Source organism: Flavobacterium suaedae, assembly GCF_014642915.1.
Taxonomy (GTDB): domain Bacteria; phylum Bacteroidota; class Bacteroidia; order Flavobacteriales; family Flavobacteriaceae; genus Flavobacterium; species Flavobacterium suaedae.
The window spans coordinates 176,142-197,735 of record NZ_BMJE01000006.1; the positions used below are offsets into that span (position 1 = coordinate 176,142).

The window sequence follows — 21,594 nt, forward strand, 5'->3', positions numbered from 1 at the left end:
TAGAATGAATTTTTGAGTTTGATAATAGGATAAAGGAGAATGAGATGGAAGGAAAAAAATCAAACAGGACACGCATTATCGGGCTGCGGTTAACACCCGGTGAGTATGAAAAAATCGAAAAGAAATGGCAAAACAGCACCTGCCGAAAGCTAAGTGAATATGTTCGTCACAGCCTTTTTGATAGGCCTATTGTAACGACGTATCGCAACCAATCTGCCGATGATTTTATGGCAGAAATGGCTCAGCTTAGAAAAGAACTTAACCACGTAGGCAACAACTTTAATCAGGCGGTAAAAAAGCTCCATACACTTCAAAAAGTTACAGAATTTAAAAGCTGGCTGATTGCCTACGAAGTAGAAAAAAGAACCCTGTTCAATAAGGTGGATGAGATCAAAAAACACATCCAAAAAATGGCAGAAAAATGGTTGCAGTAATCAAAACAGGGCACTCCATTCACCGCATTTTAAACTACAATGAGAACAAAGTAAAGCAGGGAGTTGCGGAATGTATCGGGGCAGGGAATTATCCGGTTGACCCGGATAAAATGAGCTTTACGATGAAGCTGAACCGCTTCTTAAAACAGATGGAATTAAATGAAAAAACAAAGCGGAACAGCGTCCATATTTCACTCAATTTTGATGTTTCAGAGAACTATTTATCAAAGCAAAAACTGCTTGAAATAGCCGATAGTTATCTGGATAAAATCGGTTTTGGTGAGCAACCTTATCTGGTCTATCAACACCACGATGCAGGACATCCGCACATCCATTTGGTCACTACCAATATTGAAGCGGATGGCAAACGAATTGACTTGCACCATTTGGGCATTCGTAAGTCTGAACCCGCCCGAAAAGCATTGGAAAATAAGTTCGGTTTGGTGCAGGCCGAAGCTCAAAAAAAAGATAAAAATTATCAGTTAAAACCCATAGCTGTCGGCAAGGCTATGTATGGTAAATCGCAAACCAAAATGGCTATCCAGAACATTCTGGAAAATGTGTTGATTCCCTATAAATATACCAGCCTTCCGGAGCTGAATGCAGTACTCAATCAATACAATGTAAAAGCAGAACGGGGAACGGAAAATTCAAAGGTGTATCAGACTGGCGGATTGCTATACCGGGTACTGGATGCTGACGGGAATGCGGTAGGTGTCCCCATCAAAGCCAGCCTGTTTTATAATAAACCAACCTTGAAATTTCTGGAGCAGAAATTCAAAGAAAATGTGGAGAAACGAACACCTTTTAAAAGGCGGATAAAAAATGCTGTGGATAAGGAATTGTTATCAAAAAAGCTATCCATTCCAGAACTAATATCTGCATTGGAAAAACAGGGTATTCATATCGTACTCAGGCAAAATGCTAACGGAATTTTATACAGGATCACTTATGTAGATCACCAAACCAAATGTGTTTTTAACGGGAGCGCTTTAGGCAAAGCCTATAGTGCCAAAGCCATTCAGGAAAGGTGTTTGTCGCAAGGGGTTTCAGGACAGGATTTGCTATGGCATCCCGACCCGAAACAAAACATTGGGTTACAGCCACAGACTACCGCTGCGGCAGAAACCAAAGAAGCTGGTGAAAACTTTCAATATGCTACTATACCAACAGGAAAAGAAAATGTATTAGAGGTGTTGACCCAGGCAGAAAACACCTCGGAGTACCTGCCCAATCAGCTTAAAAAGAAACGTAAAAAGAAGAAAAAAAGAAACCTGAATAATAATCAGTAAAAAAATAAAGCTATGGCTATGCACACCGGAGAAAATGAACAGGCGCTGAGAAAGATACTGGATATGACCAGGCTCATCAGTATTACCATATTAATCATCCATTTCTATTATTACTGCTACAGTGCTTTTGAACTATGGGGATGGCAAAGCAGATTTAGTGACCGTATTTTAAGCAACATTTATAATACGGGATTGTTCAGCAATTTTCATAAATCGAAATTAATTGCGCTAAGCTTTTTGGGTATATCCCTTTTAGGAGCTAAAGGGAAAAAGGATGAAAAGCTTAACCACAGAACAGCTTTTGCTTACCTGCTTACCGGATTGCTTATTTATTTTATCAGTTACCTATGTATGAAGTTGAATACTCCTATAATAACGACTGCTATTTTGTACATGGCACTAACTGGAATAGGCTTTCTGCTGGTGTTGACCGGAGGAACATTACTCTCACGAATCATCAGGGATAAAATTAATAACAAGGATATTTTTAATAAGGAAAATGAAACCTTTCCACAGGAAGAACGGCTTTTGGAAAATGAATATTCTATAAATCTTCCTGCCCAATACCAATTAAAAGACAAGCAACGGAAAAGTTGGGTCAATATCATTAATCCATTTCGGGCGATTATGGTATTGGGAACTCCCGGTTCCGGTAAATCCTACTTTGTGATACGTCATGTGATTACCCAACATATCCGTAAAGGGTTTACCATGTTTGTGTACGACTTTAAGTTTGATGACCTTTCCAAAATAACCTATAATACCTGGCTGAAAAATCAACATCGATATACCAAGCCCCCGGCATTTTATGTGATTAATTTCGATGATCTTACTCGCAGTCATCGTTGCAATCCCTTAGAGCCTTCAGCGATGACCGATATTACAGATGCGGCAGAAAGTGCCCGTACTATTTTGATGGGATTAAACAGGGAATGGATTAAACGTCAGGGAGACTTCTTTGTGGAATCCCCTATTAACTTTCTAACGGCTATTATCTGGTATCTAAAAAAATACAAGGATGGAGAATTCTGTACCTTACCACATGTGATAGAATTAATGCAGGTAGATTATGATAGCCTGTTTACTTTGCTTCGTACAGAAAAGGAAATTGAAGTACTGATAAATCCTTTCGTTAATGCATATCTGAATGATGTTATGGAACAATTGGAAGGTCAAATTGCCTCAGCAAAAGTGGCAATGGCAAGGCTTTCATCACCACAATTATACTATGTGTTATCAGGAAATGATTTTAATCTGGATATTAATAATCCGGATGATCCAAAGATTGTATGTATGGGAAACAATCCACAAAAAATACAGATTTACGGAGCAGTATTATCGCTATATGTAAACCGGTTAATTAAGCTGGTGAACAAAAAAGGAAAGCTAAAGAGTAGTCTCATTTTTGACGAGTTCCCAACTATCTATCTGAACAATATGGACAGCTTGATTGCGACTGCCCGGAGCAATAAAGTTTCTACCTGTTTGGGTATTCAGGATTTTAGTCAGCTCCGCAAAGATTACGGTCGAGAGCAGGCAGATGTGATTATGAATATTACAGGTAATATCGTTAGCGGTCAGGTTACAGGTGATACTGCCAAACAACTATCGGAACGCTTTGGGAAAATTATGCAGGACAGGGAAAGTTATTCCATCAATAGTGGGGACACTTCGATTAGTCGATCCAAACAATTGGAAGCAGCCATACCACCTTCCAAAATATCGGGGTTAAGCTCCGGTAAATTTGTGGGTATGGTTGCCGATAATCCAGATTGTAAAATAGATCTGAAGGCTTTCCATTGTGAGATCATTAATGACCATGACAGCCTTAAGCGTGAGGAGCAAAATTATAAGGACATTGAAGTCATCCGAAAGCTGGATTCGGGTATGGTACAGCGCAACTACTTCCAAATCAAACAGGATATTCAGGACATTATACAATCAGAAATGGAACGATTGCTGAATGATCCGGAGTTGAGCCATTTGATTATAAAAAAGATATAACGAAAAGGAGAATTCAACAAATGAATGAAATTCAACCTACAGTTGAAACATTGCTAAGTATAGATCAAAAATTGAACTAATTGATTTGATTCTATGAATTTAATTGTTTGAAAATTTTCCTTCAAAATATTTTATAGATTTTAATTGATTTTTATCGTCTAACCAAATGATATATTTTCTAACTTTTTGGCTGTGTTCAATTTCTTCAATTTTCTTGTTTAGAGGATTTTTTTTAATAAAGTGAGTTGCCATCCAAAATAATTTCATACTGTTTTTATTTAATTCATCAAGTAAGATATTTTTATCAATCAAAATCATGGATTGATGATCTCCATAGCTAAATCTTTCGGTATTAATTTCATGATAAAATCCTACTATATCTGAATTGATATTTAGATAACTATTATTATCTAATTCTGAAATACTAAGTAGTTTTCTGATTTTTTTAGACGGTATGATAACTTCTTTTTCTCCATCAACGGTATCTTTCATTACTCTGGTGAGACAAGTAAAAACATGTTTACCCCCATAAAACTCAGTTTGATTATAATTTTCATCAATCCAATCCATCCAGAACAAATTTGAAGGATTAGTGTAAGTATCGGTATCAGGACTTCCAAAATTATTTAAATGGATAGATTTTGAGTTTTGAGAAATTTGTTTTATCAATAAATCAAAATCTTTCTCATTTATTAGATAACCGTAACAATCAATAAAGGAATTAATTGTTTCTGATGAATTGGTTAAACCTGTACTTTGGTATATAGACAAGTATTCTTTTTCAATATCTGAATTAAAGTCTAGATTATTGTACTTAAGCCAACTGTTAAAATCTATTGTAGGGTTAGTATCTATAATTTTATCAATCTCAATTCCGATATTTTCTAAATTATTGATTTCAGGTGCTAATTCCTCTTTTATTATCCATGATGGCGGGTTAAAATATTCATCGACCTGGTTTTCAAGATTGGTTTGTAAATCTTCCACTGGATTACTGATATGTACAATTTTAGAATAATCATCAATCCAATTAAATTCCCTGTTTTCATCATCGTATTCATAAGGTAAATAATCAGATAGGTATCCTTTTAAATAATGAACGGCTAACCAAACATATTTTTCTTCAAAAGTAAATTTTTCACTCTTACTTCCGTGCGTTGCATCAGTATTAACATATCCTGTACTCCTATTAAAACCTAATGATTTTATATATGCTATTGCCGTAGCCATTCCCCATGTTCTTGCTGATGTACTGTTATTGATTAATAGGCTATATTTCTGGTAAAAATCTGTGATAAAAGGATTCTCTTTATCATAAGAAAGCGAATTAAATCCTGTATCAATCGACAAAAAATCATCGTACGCTTTTTTTATTACATACCATGATAAATCATGACCAATTGGATAAGATTCTTCTTTAGGGTTATTTATATATTTTTCATCAACTCCCAAAAGGATTAAATTATCTTTATGGGCAGGACGTGATTTTTCAACTTCTAATTTAGAAATTAAATTATACTGAAATGCTCTTTCAACTATAGCTCTGAAACCATATCTTACTACTACATTTCTATATTTATCGGTGTTACTGAAAATATTATTCAGGCTCCACAAAGCAAGTTCATGAATCGCACTTTCGTTTTTACATTTAGTTGCAACTCCCAAAGTTATTGAAGCTAGATCTTCGAGGATTTGTGACTCGTCAACAGGTAACATTAGGTCTAAAAGTTTTTTAAACTCTGAAGGAAGAATTAGTGCCCATTTGGTTAGTTTACCTCGTAAGTTTTCACGTAATTTTTGATCAAGAGTCGTAAATCCCCATGTGTATATTAACGGAAGTCCATCAAACATATTTGTTTCATCTAAATCGAAGTTATCATTAAGAATAGAGGTTAATGACCATTGTGACAATCTATATTTACTTATGTTTAATTTCTTAGACATTATATTACTTTCATAATCGTCGAATCCAGACCAAAACTTATCTCTTTCAAAATGATTTGTAATATTTTTAAGAATATTGTGAAGGTACATTGCGTTAAACGAACTATCCTTATCGTATGAAAGCGGTATAATCAAATCTTGTAAAATTTGAAATCTTTTAATATAATTCTTGTGGAAAATTTCTGTAATCCAGTTTTTATATGTACAACTTATTTCATTTGGTACAGCATATAAAGCATTTAATTGAAGTTCAAAAATTTCATCTTCTGTAAAACCATTAGTTAAAAAATCATCAATTCCGATTAATCTGTGTTTTTTAATAAATATCTCATTTATTATATCCTGAATTATTCTTCGATTTGGAATAAAATCCGAATGAGGATTATAGTATTCATCATCTAATTCTGTTGAAAGCGGAATTGGATTAAAAAGAGAATCGGGTAAACAATCAATTTTTCCATTTATTATGTTGCTACTTATTTTACTTGAAACTATAATTTCAAGAATTGATTGATAACTGAAAGTATAAAAACTTTCTTTTGTCTCTAATATGGAATCAGAGCCTACATTTCTCTCATATTTTATGAGGATTCCGTTATTAGATAAAAACTCAATTAAAAGTTCTATCTCATTGCTATCTAAATATTTTAACTGGTTTTCAATTTCTAAATCTAAAATTTGAGTATGACTTACTTCAGAATTATAATAGAATAAATCGGATATTGTGTTTAAAAATTCTAAAACAGCATTTCTCGATTTTGCTTTTCTTGAATCTAATGATTCTAAGTATTCCTTATTTATTCTATCAATTTTTAAATTGATAAGTTTAGAAGTGGTTGTTTCAACAATTTCGGTTCTTTTAATAGTACTGCCTTGATATGTTTCACAAAATAACTTTAAAGCAAATAAACTATCCAGTCCTTTTATAGATTGATAATTTTCAATGGTGATGTTATATTTTTCGAAATATTTTTTAGCAACATCTTCAACTTTTACATCACCCTCTCGTTTTAGTCTTAATTCCTTATAGTTTTTTTGGTAATTGGGTAACCTTTGATTATTATAAAAATATTCTCTGGCACTGAAAACAAACCGAATTCTTTTGTATTTTCTTGTTATTTCAAGGGCTTCATTAATTCTATCATACCAATTTCCATCATTCAAAATATCTTCTTCAAGCCCATCAATACAAATTAATACATTTGTATTTTCAAAATTGGTAACATTTTCTGAAGCTAATTGACCATCTTTCCCAATAGCTAATATTTCAAGAGCATTGAAAATTTCATTTTTATTCCAATTACTCAATTCTAATTCTTGAGATAGTAATTGTGTCCAATCTTTTGAATTAGCTCCCTTAGCCTGAATTAATATAGCTGGTGCAGATTTATTTACACATTCTTCTACTGCGTAAGCTAATCCAAGTGTTTTTCCTGTTCCCGGTTTACCTAATATTAAGCTGGTTGATATTGTTACTAATTTATTTTCAATTTCAAAATATGAATTAATAACATCTGTGCTAAGTTCTCTCAAACTAATTTCCAATTTATCATAAATTGGTTTTAGGATATTAGTGGGAGTTACAGATTTAAGTTGTTCAACAGTATCTTCAATAGTATTTATAATTGGAATTTCTTCATCCGCATCAATCGTTAAGTTAGGTTCAGTTCCATTTAGTAATTTTGCTTCTAATTCAGAAGATTTCACCATTAAATCTTCTATAAAAGAATTAATTTGTTGAAGTTTTTTGGTTAATTCATCTGACTTTAAACTCTGATTGATGAATTTTTCAGAAATGCTTATAGCATTATTCGCTTTATTTTTAAAGTCAAGAATTTTTACAAGGATTTTTTTTCTAAAAGGTAGGCTATAAAGCTGGCTTTCTATTAAATTCTGAATATCACCTTTAGTATGTAGATCTCCAACATATCTTTCTTTTAACCAAAAATTAGTTTTTTGTAAATTAAATTTGTCTTTTAAAAATTTAGAATGGATTATTTCTTTTTCAAACCAATATTTATGAACTCCCTCATTTTCGGTTTTTTGTAATTCTTCTAAAATAGAATGCTCAAACCACCAAGTGATTTTAAGATTTGGGTAGGAGTTTTTTATTTCTTTTTCAAAACTTTCAATTCTTACATCTTCACTATTTTGTGTAGGTTTTTTTCCTTTCCCAATTTTAACCGAACTAACATTATGAGGAATGCAAATAATATATTCAATAATACTTGATCTTATATTTAAAGCAGTAGTTATGGACTTTTTTATTTGATTTAATTCATTCCTATCTAAAGCCTGTTTAAACCATTTTGATTGAATGGCAATAAAATTACCATTTGATAATTTACCATAAGCTTCAATTCCTCCATCACCACCTGCGCCATTTATTACTTTAAATTCGTCAATCGAGTTTGGATATTCTTTTAAAAGGAATCTTTCAAAAAGTTGATTACATAGCGTTTCAAATGAATTTTGATAACTTCCTCCATAGGTATTAAATGAATCCCACATACATTTTATTATATAATTATGATACCCGTTGGGTATTTAGAAAAGGGTGTGCAAACTGTTAAAATCCAGTAAATTGTAGTAATCACACTATAATTTATATGCACAACTTTTAAGCAAATTACGACAAAATACTCAAGGTTTTAAAAGGATTGGATTGTAAAATGGATTATTTAAATCAAATACGCAAACTTAAACTGAGTGATAAACAACTCATTGCCATTGACCTAACATCAGAGTGTATGAGCTACTGAATGATCCGAGATTGAGTCATTTGGTGGTCAGGAAACAGAATATGAGGTTTGAAGTTTTTTTAATATATCCATAGAATTATAAAATTTAATGAGTAATATCAGATTCAAATATATTTTTACGAGAATCCGTATAAGTTTTTAATAAATAATTCTAAATTTATAATTCTAACCGTTAAACTGTAAATGAAATACTTTACTTTCTGTAAATAGTTATTGTTTCAGCTAAAATAGAAATATTCCCCTTAAGAGTTTTAATGGATTTTGATTCAACTTGTTAATGTATTAGTAAAGAGAAGAAATTAATATGAGTTTAAAAAGTGATATTGAAGGAATTTTTAGAAAAAATACAGGCTATGCTGAACCTGAACATGCAATAAATCAGGCTGAATCATTAAAATCTTTATCCGTTGATCTTTACACTGATTCAAAAAGGTTTGTTTATGAATTACTACAAAATGCTGATGACTCAGTAATACCAGGAGTGTCAGTAAAGGTGGGAATAAGGCTTTTTGATGATTTTCTAGTTGTAGCACATACTGGTAAACCTTTTGACAAAAGAGATTTAAGAGGCATCTGCGGTGTTAGTGATGGAACTAAAAAAAAGTCAATTGAAAAAACAGGTTATAAAGGTATAGGTTTTAAAGCTGTATTTGGGCAATCAGATAAAGTAGTTATTTATTCAAATGGAGATTATTTTAGATTTGATTCAAATTATCCTTTCGGGTGGAATACTAAATGGGGAGATAGTCAGCAAAATTGGGAAAAAGATAATGATAGGTCATTTTATTATCCTTGGCAAATTATACCAATATATACCGAACTCGAAGAGGTTGATGAAAGAATCAACGCCTTTATAAGTGATAGTGGGTTTACAGTAGCAACTATTATTTTATTGTCAAAGGGCAAAGATGATGTAAAAAAAGCAGTTGAAGAATTATCATCAAATGTCAATATGTTTTTATTTCTTAAAAACATACAAGAATTAGACTTTAACATAGCGACTCCAAATATTATTACGCTAGATAGAGAGCAAGATTCTACATCTGTTGAAATTAAACACAATGGAAATACTAAATTTTCATGGATAATTAAATCGGTTAAAATACAAGTTCCAACAGAAATAAGCTTAAAATTAAAAGAAGAAAAGAATATCCCAGATAAACTTTTGAATGCTACTGAAACAGAGTTAACATTTGCAGCAAAAATAGATCAAGATACAATTCAAAAGTTAAGCAGTGATGAGAGATTACTTTATTCATATCTTCCTACAGAAGAAAGAAAATATACTTTTCCCGTCTTAGTCAATGGTAGCTTTGTGATGAGTGCAAGTCGGGAAACATTACACGAAGACTCAAAATGGAATAATTGGCTCTTTGAGAATATTCCTGCTGAATTATTAAATTGGATTTCAGAATTGGTACGTGAAAAATTTGGACAGAGTGCTTATGAATTGATACCAATAAAATCATCTATCAGCAATCTTTTAACTTCATCTTATCAAAATGGTTTATCAAGAGCACTCAATTCAATTCCTTTTATTATTTCGAATAAAAATGAATTAATTAGAGCTAATCAAGCAATAATCGACATTACTTCAATGTCAAAAAGAACTTTTATCACCGAAAGTGCTACAAGAGAATTTGTCATTGATAAAAATAACATTCAAACAATTCATACAAATCCTTTTTTACCTTACACCGGATATGTCCAAATTTTGAAAAATAGTGGTGTTTCTGTTTTTGATTGGGAAGATGTGCCAAAATTGTTAGAATCTAGTGCTTTTCAAAAAAGGCATTCGAGTACTAATAATATTCAGCTAATTCAGTTTTTTAAACAACAATGCGAAATAGAGAATCCAAAAAATATTAATGAAAATAGAATAAAGAATTGGTCTTTTATTCTCGATCATAAAGGGAATATTCTTCCTCCATCAAACATTTATTTTCCAACACCTGACGATGAAAATTGGGATGACCCCGACAGTGAAATTTCGTTTTTGCATGCCGATGTTCAAAATTTTTTACTCCAAAATCCTGAAACACGGAATTGGTTAGAAAAGATAGGTGTAACTGAAAAAACAGATCTTTCTTATCTCAGAAAAACTATCATTGCTAATGCATCTGTGTATAGTACTCTCGAAAATACATTGGGTACAATAGCGACCATTTTTAGTCTCTATACTAAAAATGAAATTGGCAAAGATGAGCTAGAAAAACTATCTGAACTAAAACTATTAACCACTAAAGGCAGTCTACTATCAGCAAGACTCTGTTACTTTTCCGACACCTATAATCCAAGGCTTAAATTACAGACGGAGTTCCATGATGATATTTTTATTAGTGAAAGCTATTTGTCTGATAATGCTGAAAAAGACGAGTTGAGACGTTTCTTTAGAATGATGGGTGTGAAAGATGGTATAACAGCTATATCATATCCTAGAACGAGCAAGTTAGAGTTAACTCAACAATATCAATTTTTAAATGATTATTTCGAAGAAGAAGATAAATCTTTTACGCCTTATCTATCAACATTTCAAGCCAATGAATATTCAGGATTAACAACTTTACTTTTTCTTGCCAAATCCAATGACATCAATTTCTTAAAAGTTTTCTGGTCAGATATTATTAAATATATAAGTATTGAAGATTTTAATACACCTGCAATAGCATATTGGGGGCAACAAGGAAAGAGAGGAAGAACTGAAGGTAATGAAGTGGAAAATTATTTAAAATGGTATATCCAAAATAATGATTGTATTCCTACTCTGATGAATTCAACCGAAAAAGCAAGTGAGGTATATATTAACACTGAAGATATTCTGACTGTATCAGGAAGCTATTTACCAATATTTTTTGAGAATGAGCTAACTCAGGATTGGAAAGCCTTTTTTAATTTCAAAACGAAATTATTATTAGAAGATTACTTAGAAATATTGACGAGGATAGCTTCTGATACTAACAAGGATGGTAAGGTAAAGAAAGAGAACGTCACTCGCATTCAATCCATATATAAAATTCTATTAGATCAATGCAATAATTGGAGTCAGGAAGATATTTTAAAAGTTGAGGAATGGGCAGATAATGGCTATCTACTAAGTACTAAAAATATTTTTGTTGAATGTCACAAGCTTAAATTTTTCATAGATGGCAATGAATCAATTTTTCAAGATCAGTTTTCTTTTTTAGTGATTAACGCTGAAAACAAGCAATCTTCCTCTTTAGAATTTTTCTTAAAGTGTCTTAAAATAAAAATACTGAGAGAAGGTGATTTTGAATTGATACATTCCGAAGAAGAAACTTGTTTCAATTTGATTGATAAATTGAAGTCAATTGTTCCTTACTTCAAGGCATGGCTTGAAACTCAATCAAACGAACACAGTACTAGAGATTCATTAGAAAATCTTGAGCAAAATATTAATGTGCTAAATGTTTTTCAAGCTGATGAACTCAAAATCAAATATACTGATGTTGATTTTATAAAGAATGTAAATGTACATTTTAATAACTTAGATCTTTTTGTTACAACTCCTTGGAATAGCAATAGTGTCTTATTGAAGTTACCTGAAATCTTATGCCGATATTTTTATCTGTGGGGTCACGACAAGAAATTGGACTTTTTGCTAAGATCAAGCGAGAACGAAATTCAACAACATTTTGCACAAGAAAATATCAGTATTCCTGAAAATAATGCAAATATTTCACCTAGTACTGAACATAATCACAGCGAAGATGATTCTCAGCTAGTAGAAGGAACAGCTGGTAAGTCTATTATACCTTCTAATTTCTATCATTTGTCAAAGTCTGATTTTGACTCATTAAATTATGCCAAAAATATTATAGATAGAGCTGTAAAGAACGTTATTAAATATCTACAAAACCTTCCAGAATATGATTGTGATAATCTTTATATAATAGCAGAAAGTGTAATAGGTGGTATTAAAAAAAATGGTAACGAAATAACAGTTGTAGCAAGACCGTCTGATGATGATTTTATTTTGTTATACTATACATCAGAGTTTGATGTTCTTGAATACGTCGACGCTGAACTATGGTGTGAAGATGGCTTACATACACCTAAACAGTTAACATTGGGTCAGTTACTAAAGAAAACAGGTATTAACAAAATTCCTGTGAAAAATATTCATGTTTCTAACTCAGAACTTGATGCACTACTAACCACTCCCAAGAATGAGGAATTAGAATTTAATGCAGTTCCTTTTGTTCCGCAAAAGATAGCTCAAATTATTTCATCATTTGCTAATACCAATGGTGGATTATTAATATTTGGAATTAAACAGTTAAATCCTAGTAATAATAAAATAGTTGGTCTAAGTGATGATTTCAGAATTGATAAGATAACTAAAAAAGCGATTTCATTACTTCAACCTATTCCTACCGTTGAATATGACTGGGTACAAATGGAAGATAAATCTATTTTTATGATCAAGACTACTAAATCAGAAACTGATATCTTACTTGATAATATAAAATATATAAGAAAAGAATCTAAGTCATTAGAGGAAACATCAACCAAATCTAGCACGACATTACATGTTCCAAGCTTTGATAAAACTATTGCAATTATTATCGGAATTGAAAACTATTTTCCAAAGAATAATATATCATCTGTTAAGTATGCAAATGCTGATTGCCAAAAGTTTAAAGAGATACTAATAAATAATTTAAGGGTAGAGGAAGATGCAATCTATATGTTTATAAATGAAGAGGCTCTTAAAAATTCCATAGAATATGAATTAAAGCAACTATTTTATAGCTTAACCGAAACTGATAGATTGATTTTTTATTATGTTGGACATGGTTTTCACAATGGTATAACTAATTATTTATCGACTTACGATATGCACAGAAGTAATATATCAGAAACAGCAGTTTCATTGAGAACAATTTTATTAGATCCATTACAAAAGTCAAAATGTAAAAATGCACTTATTTTTATAGATGCCTGTGCACAAAGTTTTCAAGATGAATATGAAAGAAATCAAATTTCTAATATTAATGAGGAAGAATTACTACTTTTTTCCACTGATTTTCCTCATTATGCCACTTTCTTATCCTGTCAGACTGGTCAAAGCTCATTTTCAAGTGACAATTTAAAAAATGGTATATGGACGTATCATCTCGTGGAAGGTATAAAAGGTAATATCCTAGAAGTAATTAAAGCTAATAAATATATTACGGATAGGTTACTTAGCGATTATCTTTCGATAAGTGTAGCCGAATATACAATGAATGAACTAGGAAAACATCAAAATCCAAAAACAATATTAGATTCAAGTTATGAAAATGTTATTGTAGAATTTAATCTTTAAAGCCGGTTAACCGGTATCTTCTAAATTTTATAGCTCTAATTAATAAAAACCGATATTAAAATTTTTTAATGAAAAATAAAGAACTATACACCAAATACGACCTCCTACTTCCCTCAAAATTTGACGGAGGCTATTTGATTATTGCTCTTTATGAAAAAATTAAAAACCGTGAAATAGAGGAATACTTCACTCAAAATGAGATTAACGAAATTTTAGTAGATATAAAAGTTGAATTTAATCTGGATTCAATTCGTCCATGGACTAATATTAAAGATAACCTTTTCCATTACTTCCTGCGAAGTCATCCCGATGAGCCGTGGAAATATTACCTGACAGACTACGCTAAAAATGTAGTGGATTTAATGGTAAGTAAATTAGAAAATCCATATAAGAATCATCCACTCAAAAAAAGTGTGCAAGCCTCATTTACCATACTGCATGGTGAAATCAATACTATTGAAGAGCTTGAAAGAAAATTTGGGAGAATATTTATACAAGGCTCAAAGAAAATAATTACAGATCATTTAGAAGCGTTGGAAGATGAATTGCGTGAAGCATATCAAAAACTAAACGATATTCTTCGAAAAGAGGACCAGCAAAGTGCAACTATTTTGGTTAGAGAGTTTACTGTTATATTTAGAAAGTTTGGAGAAAGAGCGGAAGATATCACAGAAGCTATTATTTCCAAAGACAAGTTTCTTGATGACTTACTAAATGTCGTGGATGAATTCTATAGAAGGATGGAAGATGATGGCAAATTTGATATCAACAATTTACAGAAAAGTAAAAATGACTGGGTAAAGGCTCAGGAAATATATATGGATATCAGAGATTTTTTCAATTCGGTAGACCAAAAAGTACATATTATCCGTAGACAAATCAATCACGCAAGTGAAAAACTAACAGAGTTACAGGAACAGTTTTCTGCCAGAGCATTTTTTAGATTACAAATAAAAAAGCTACATCGGATAGTCTTAGAAAGTTCTCAATACACTAGTGAGGGAGTCAAGTTTAGTAACAATTTTCCACTAAAACAATTGGTACATGAGCCTGTCCGAATGCTGTACCCAAGATATTATGAGTCTGAGCCTCCCAAACCTAATATCATCGTGAACGTTGAGGTTGATGAAACGTATGAACGTAGTGAAAAGCAGAAAATAGCAAAAGAAATTAACCGTCAACAAATCATCAATCAATGGGTTGATAAAGCCAAAGATATTCTAGAAAATAATGGTCAGTTGTCTATAGCTGAACTTATGAATAGTATCGTGGATGAAGAAAAAGACTTGTCTATCGCTTATCAGGTAGCATCCCTTATGACAGCTTACACTTCGGAGAGTAATGAAGTGTTTATCGATGTAGAGCAAAAAATCATTTCCTTATCACAACAAAACCTATCCTTATGGAAAACGAAAATCATGAAATAAACGATTATACTTTTCTATCAGAAGAAAGTGTAGAAAAGCATTTTGCAGACATCAATATTCTGTTGTTATCAGGAAAACATATTGATCACAAGTATTATTTGGAATATACCGTACTGGAAAGCTATGAATCACATTGGAGAAATTTTTACAGCAGATTATACAAGCTTAATCTTGTTGCTGATATCTCTGATAGAAGTAGATACTATTATCTCGATTTTACAGAAAATGGGAAAGGAAAATTAAGTGATGCAAGCCGCAATAAAGAGATAACGGAATTACAAACATTGATTGGATTAACACTTTTGGATATGTATTACCAGAAGTACTTTGATGAGGAAAAGATCATTTACTGGAACGACATTAAAATACAAATTCTAGAGAGTGACCATCAGGAAGCATATAAAAGGATTTTATTCAATGATATAAGGGATTCTTATGATGAAAAAGAATGGAGTACTGTAGAAAACAAATTTGGTAAGACGATAGACAGTTTTGATAAATTAGGCTGGGTACAAAAGCAATCCGGACGGAATGAAGAATTAGTCTTTGAAATAAGACCAGCCATTCACCGTTTAGCCAAATTGTATCCGGAGGAGCTTCAGAATTTTGAGTCATTTAGCCAACAACTTAAAAATGATGAAGTGCTATGAGTTATCCTAGAATTTACTCCATATCTACCGTCGGTATTCTGAAACACTATATACATGACTACCTCTTTCATCCAACAAGAACAGATTTTGTTGGTGCAAACGGTGTTGGAAAATCCATTATTGCCGATTTACTTCAAATGATTTTTGTCTATGATAAAGACCTTATCAAATTTGGCACTGATGGAGTAAAGAAAGAAGAACGACAAATCAATACACTTCCGTATAAAACTAAATGTGCTTATTGTTTCTTGAATATTGAGATAAACCCAGGTAAATTTATAACCATCGGAATACAGTTAAACAGTCTGAAAGGCAAGCGAATCGTACCTTTTGTTATTACGAAACAGGCGGATATAAACTTGAAAATACATGAATTGACGCTTGAAAAGGAAGAGCTGATTTTCGCTAAAAACTTATTAAAAGAAAAAGAGAATGGACATAAAGAAATAGTAGATATACAGGATTTAGCATTATTTCTTTATGAAAAGCATGGACTTCGATTGAATTTCTTTAGTAATAATGAAAGTGTTAGTACATATTATAAATTTCTTTATGATAAAAACATATTACCTCTCAATCTTAGCCAAGGTAAAAACTTAAAAGCTTTTGCTAAGGTAATACAGTCCTTTTCAAAAGCTAAAACACTAAATTTAAGCGGTAATCAGGCTTCCAGAAACTTAAAAGAATTTCTCTTTGAAGAATCTGATGAAGACATTCTTACCAACTTTCAAAAAGAGCAATCCGAACTGGAAAAGATATTAAGAGAATATGAAAGCCTGAATAAAGACATTCAAAATTTATCCGATAAACAAAAAAGATTAACCAATTTAAGAGAGTTGGAGCTGTCTCACAAAGTAAGATTTAAATCTTTTAAAGAAGCTGAATTGCAAAACGTCTATATAGAATTAAAAAAACTACAGGATAGAGAATCGGCAGGAAAAGCACTGATAACGAAACAAGAAACTGAATTTACCGAACTAAAAACGGCTATTGAAACTCTCCCAGCTGAAGAAGAAATAATAAAAAAGAGTTACGAGAAAGCGGATGAAAATTTTAATATGTTTAACCGATATCAAGACTTATCTAACAGTATAGAAAGGTTGGGTAGAGAAGTCGATGAACTTAAAATGTTTATCCGTCCTGAAGTAGATGATAGTTGGAAGAATGAGATACAAAGAATTGATATTTTAAGTAGAAACAATGAGGACATTAAAAATGAAATCACTTTTGCACGACCTTATTTAGAAAAATACATAACACTTGAAAAAATTGTCCAAACCCGAAAAGAACAATCGGATATTCTAGATGAATTAAAATCATCCTTAAAAAATGATAAGGCAACCAAAGAAAAACTATTAGCATTACTGCGGAACAATGATGAAAAAGGTCTTTTACATTGGTATATCAAAAACTTGCCAGCGTTAAATGATGAGCAATTACATGCTATTTTGTATTACGCCACCATACCTGTTTCTGAAATTGATAACCCAGACAATTCATCTCAGTATATCAATCCTGATGAGCTGGTTAATAATTTTAAAACTATCCCATCTAAAGAAGGTCTTTGGTTAAAACTGGGGGCATTAAACCAATTTATACAGTTTAATACAGATGCAACGCTACTGGGAGACAAAGCAAATCTGGAACAATCTGTACAACAGTTAATTCAAAAATGGAACAGAGAAATCAGCTCAATAAATACCAAACTGGAAGCATTTGAGAATATAGTAGATGGAAAGCCTTACAATGTAACCTTATTTGACTCTTTTTTTGATGTTTCTATCGCTGCATTTAGCAATATTGAAAAATTAAAAAATGCTGTAGCCTGTATTTTACAGATTGATGAAAAGACCTCTCAATTGCAATCACAAAAGAAAGAAGAAGAAGAAGAACTATTGCAAATTAAAGATAAATTTAAGGTTGAATATGATGAGCCAGATGTAGTAAAAAAGGTGTTGCTGAAGGTTCGTAAAGAATGTGACCAAAAGAGAGTTCAGTTTTATCAAGAACAAGGAGCAAAACAAACAATGTTCGAAACTTTGGAAAGTAAAATAAAGCGTGATAAACAAGACTTGCAGATAATTATTGACAATCTGACTACGAAGGAAACAGAATTCACTACGCTCAATAGTACTTATTACGAGTATTTCCAAGAGAATGTAACAGACTTTCCTTTAACATTTAAAAATACCGAGGAATTGGAGCGTGCCTCTAATGATTTCTGGGATGAATATAAAACAGTATTTATCGGCATTTCGAATTCATTTGAAGAAACGAGTGATGAGAAGAATCCGGCAGTACAATTAACGATTAAAGACAAGGATTTTTCATTCAGGGTTTTGGAAGAAGCATTATTAGGGAATAAAATCAAATCTACTGATGATATCACTACTGCTTTAGACGAAGCTAATCAAACCCGAACAACCATAGCCAATGGTATCAGGGACAATATGATTAAGATATTTAGTAGAACTACTGAGCGATACGAAAAATATGATGATCAGGTGAAAAGAATAAATGCATTCTTTGTTGATCGAAAGATTAGTAACAAGTTTTATTTCAAACTCGATTTTGATAGGAATAAAGAACTAAAGATAGATTATATCAAGCAGATAGCTTATGAGGTTCGTAATACAGCTACAAAAGGAGAATTACAGTTTGGACAATCTATAGTAGATTTTATCGAAGATTTTTTTAGGAAACAAGCAAAAATCAGAAACAAAGTTCCCATTGATAAATTACTAAATCCCAAAACATACTTTGAACTGTCCGCTAAGCTCACGGATCAGTTTGGAACAGAAGTTCCTGGTAGTACCGGAGAATCTTATTCAGCTATTGCGCTACTGGGGATAGCAAGACTCTCTGCTGTACAAAAGGAAAAGCGTAATGGTTTAAGATTTATTATTTTAGAAGAATTGGGAAGTCTTGATAATACCAATTTTAATACTTTTCCTGCAATTGCAGAGGAATTCCAATATCAGATAATAACAATGGCTCCTCATACATTCAATATCGGATTGTCTGATGAATGGTATGCCCACCACTTGATTAAAGGAAAAGAGGATGACAATATCAACTATTGCCCTTCAGCTTCCTATTTTAAAACAAAAGACAATAACGAAGATTTGAATATCTATATAAACAGAATGTAAAATGAATTGGATTGAGTTAAGAGCGTTAAATAATTTATATTCAAACGGTGAGGTGAAGATAAATGATACTTTAGCGAAAAGTGGTGAAATTAATTACCTTATTAATTCTCTCAGAATACTTGACAGAACACATAATAAGCTTTTTGTTTTAGAGGGTTTTGCTGAGATATATGAAAAAGATTATTTGGAGGAATATCACCGCTATGAAGCTTTTTTATCAGATAATAAATTATTAAAACCTCAGCTTCGATTTGAAGAATCTGATATTCAAATCCTAATTGGGATAAAAGAGGATATGGACAATGGCAATTTAGAGCCATTGAGGGAACAGATTATAAAGAATGAAGCTACTGTTAGAATTGTATCCCTTATGTTTTTCAAAAATGAAAAGTATTTGATAGGAAAAGACGCTTTAATCAATGCTGTGAAATTACTTTTGGATATTGATGAATTAGCTGATGATAAAGATCTACAATACAAATATGTATTGGAGTGTGTCAATCCGAAGTGCATTGTACTATGTGAAAATATCGATTTTTTAAAGCGTCCTACGTTAGCCAGAGCTAATAACATAGAACTCTGGTATGCTGGTGGTAAAAATGTAAACAAATTGGATTTTGTCGATACAAGGGGACTTACTATTTACTATTCTTGTGATTGGGATTATGATGGTCTATATATAATTTATCCATTAGTAAAGGAAAAAATACCAGATATTCGACTACTTACTCCCAATGCTATTCCAAAAGGAATTATAGAAACAGAGCATAATAGTAAATGGGAGAACATTAAGGATAGAAATATAGATTATCTGTTAACTCCTAAGCAAATAAGTGTTTTGGAGGAGCTTGTGGTTAATAACCAATGGGTTATAGAAGAATCTAATAATCTAATTGATATGCTGAAGACTCGAAAATCTATATTCTAACTCATATGTAGAATAGTAAAATATACTAAGAAGTAAGTGATTTATTGATTTTTTAAAAAAAGTTGAGCCTACCCTACCATATTTTGAGTAGGATAAAAAAGTTCTTAATAAATAGCTTTGTATTTGACAAAATGCAGAGCGAAAATGGAGCGAGGAGAAACTCAGAATGTAGAATATAAACAGGCTTGGAGAGATGAATATTTGAAATGGATTTGTGGATTTGCCAATGCAAAAGGCGGGTATATTTACATTGGCATTGATGACAATGGAAATATTACCGGTGTAGATAATTATAAAAAGCTGATGGAAGACATTCCAAACAAGTCTGTTAACCATTTAGGACTTGTGGTTGATGTGAATCTGCATGCGGATGAAGGAAAAAACTATCTTGAAATTATTGTTCCGATTAGTAATGTACCAATTGCTTATCATGGAGTTTATCATTATCGGAGCGGAAGCACCAAACAAGAACTTAAAGGAATTGCATTGCAAAACCTGTTACTCAATAAAATGGGAAAGAAATGGGAGGATATGGCTGTTGAAGGAATAACATTTTCTGACCTTAATGATGAGAGCATCCAAACATTTATTATCAAGGCGATTGAGAAAGATCGTATTCCCCCAAATACCCTAAACATTGGCAAAGAAACACTATTCAAAAATCTCGGCCTTCTTACAGAACATGGGCAGCTAACAAATGCCGCCGTTTTATTATTTGGGAAAAATCTAATCAAGGTATCAGTAACAGCAAGTTTCAAGATTGGACGATTTGGAAAATCCAGCCATGATCTTTTGTTTCAAGACATCGTTGAAACTAATATTTTTGAGATGGCTGATAAAGTAATCGAAATCCTTAAAACCAAATATTTGGTTAGACCTATTTCTTATAAAGGATTGGAACGAATGGAACCTTTGGAATATCCGGAAACAGCCTTAAGGGAAGCGATTTTAAATGCTATTATTCATAAAGATTATTCCAGTACTTATACCTTTCTTAGAGTGTATAATGATCGATTACATTTATGGAATCCGGGAACTTTGCCAGAGGAATTGACAATTGATAAACTAAAACAAGAACATTCGTCCTATCCAAGAAATCGAAATATAGCCAATGCTTTTTTCAAAGCTGGTTATATTGAATCCTGGGGACGAGGAATAAACAAAATCATTGATGCTTGTAAAGAGGCAGGATTGCCTGAACCGATTATTGAGGAAGATCAAGGTGGGGTAAGTGTTACTTTTCTAAAGGATATTTATACAGAAGAAATTCTGAAAACATACAATCTTGAATCTCGACATATTAAAGCTTTGTTATTTATAAAAGAGAATGGTCGGATTAATAATAAACAATACCAAGAACTTTTTGAAATCTCCAAGAGGATGGTGTCTTATGATTTACAAATGCTTGTTGATAGGAATTCTATAACCAAAATAGGTTCTACCGGAAAGGGAACCTACTATGTTCTCCAAAGGGGCAATAAAGGTGCAAAATCACCTCTAAAGGGGCAATAAAGATGCAATTGCACCAAAAATCTATGTTTAACCATTGGTAAATAAGTGATTTGATTTTTTTTAAGCAGCTAGTATATCAGCTAAAAGCTTTAAATCTTCTATTAATTGGTTCGAGTTTTGTACCATATCGTTCACAATAGTATAGTAAGAAAAGAAAGCT

At 31.9% G+C, this 21,594-nt stretch carries 10 protein-coding genes and 1 pseudogene; 10 read left to right on the plus strand and 1 reads right to left on the minus strand.

Translation table 11 applies throughout. The features are described from left to right. Nucleotides 1-44 precede the first annotated feature (44 nt). Genes IEW45_RS12285 through mobC form a run of 3 tightly spaced genes read left to right on the plus strand, consistent with a single transcriptional unit; the run spans nucleotide 45 to nucleotide 3,730 of the window. Nucleotides 45-434, plus strand: coding sequence for a plasmid mobilization protein (locus tag IEW45_RS12285; protein ID WP_188621550.1), 390 nt, complete (start codon nucleotides 45-47; stop codon nucleotides 432-434). Continuing rightward, nucleotides 422-1,726: a relaxase/mobilization nuclease domain-containing protein gene (locus tag IEW45_RS12290; RefSeq protein WP_188621551.1), complete on the plus strand. Its 1,305-nt coding sequence runs from the start codon at nucleotides 422-424 to the stop codon at nucleotides 1,724-1,726. Before IEW45_RS12285 ends, IEW45_RS12290 begins: the two co-directional genes overlap by 13 nt. An 18-nt stretch (nucleotides 1,727-1,744) precedes the next feature. Further along, nucleotides 1,745-3,730: a conjugal transfer protein MobC gene (mobC, locus tag IEW45_RS12295; protein WP_188621588.1), complete on the plus strand. Its 1,986-nt coding sequence runs from the start codon at nucleotides 1,745-1,747 to the stop codon at nucleotides 3,728-3,730. Between the two features lie 99 nt (nucleotides 3,731-3,829). Here mobC and IEW45_RS12300 read toward each other — a convergent pair whose 3' ends face one another. Beyond that, nucleotides 3,830-8,185, minus strand: coding sequence for an NACHT domain-containing protein (locus tag IEW45_RS12300; protein WP_188621552.1), 4,356 nt, complete (start codon nucleotides 8,183-8,185; stop codon nucleotides 3,830-3,832). A 128-nt stretch (nucleotides 8,186-8,313) separates the two neighbouring features. On the opposite strand from IEW45_RS12300, the pseudogene IEW45_RS14915 reads away from it, so the two are divergent. From IEW45_RS14915 to IEW45_RS12330, 7 genes and pseudogenes are all read left to right on the plus strand, one after another. Beyond that, nucleotides 8,314-8,430: pseudogene (locus IEW45_RS14915) on the plus strand (IS982 family transposase); the annotation flags it as partial. 310 nt (nucleotides 8,431-8,740) lie between these two features. Beyond that, complete coding sequence (locus IEW45_RS12305; protein WP_188621553.1) at nucleotides 8,741-13,765, plus strand: sacsin N-terminal ATP-binding-like domain-containing protein; 5,025 nt, start codon at nucleotides 8,741-8,743, stop codon at nucleotides 13,763-13,765. Nucleotides 13,766-13,833: 68 nt separating this feature from the next. Continuing rightward, nucleotides 13,834-15,192 carry a hypothetical protein gene (locus IEW45_RS12310; protein ID WP_188621554.1) on the plus strand — a complete coding sequence of 453 codons (1,359 nt, stop codon included), beginning with the start codon at nucleotides 13,834-13,836 and terminating at the stop codon, nucleotides 15,190-15,192. Continuing rightward, nucleotides 15,168-15,842 (plus strand): condensin complex protein MksE, encoded by a 675-nt coding sequence (locus tag IEW45_RS12315; RefSeq protein WP_188621555.1) that lies wholly within the window; start codon nucleotides 15,168-15,170, stop codon nucleotides 15,840-15,842. The genes IEW45_RS12310 and IEW45_RS12315 overlap by 25 nt, the downstream gene beginning before the upstream one ends. Beyond that, nucleotides 15,839-18,994, plus strand: coding sequence for a hypothetical protein (locus tag IEW45_RS12320; RefSeq protein WP_188621556.1), 3,156 nt, complete (start codon nucleotides 15,839-15,841; stop codon nucleotides 18,992-18,994). The genes IEW45_RS12315 and IEW45_RS12320 overlap by 4 nt, the downstream gene beginning before the upstream one ends. Before the next feature lies 1 nt (nucleotide 18,995). Then, nucleotides 18,996-19,922: a hypothetical protein gene (locus IEW45_RS12325; protein WP_188621557.1), complete on the plus strand. Its 927-nt coding sequence runs from the start codon at nucleotides 18,996-18,998 to the stop codon at nucleotides 19,920-19,922. Between the two features lie 144 nt (nucleotides 19,923-20,066). Then, nucleotides 20,067-21,434: an ATP-binding protein gene (locus IEW45_RS12330; RefSeq protein WP_188621558.1), complete on the plus strand. Its 1,368-nt coding sequence runs from the start codon at nucleotides 20,067-20,069 to the stop codon at nucleotides 21,432-21,434. Nucleotides 21,435-21,594: the final 160 nt, after the last annotated feature.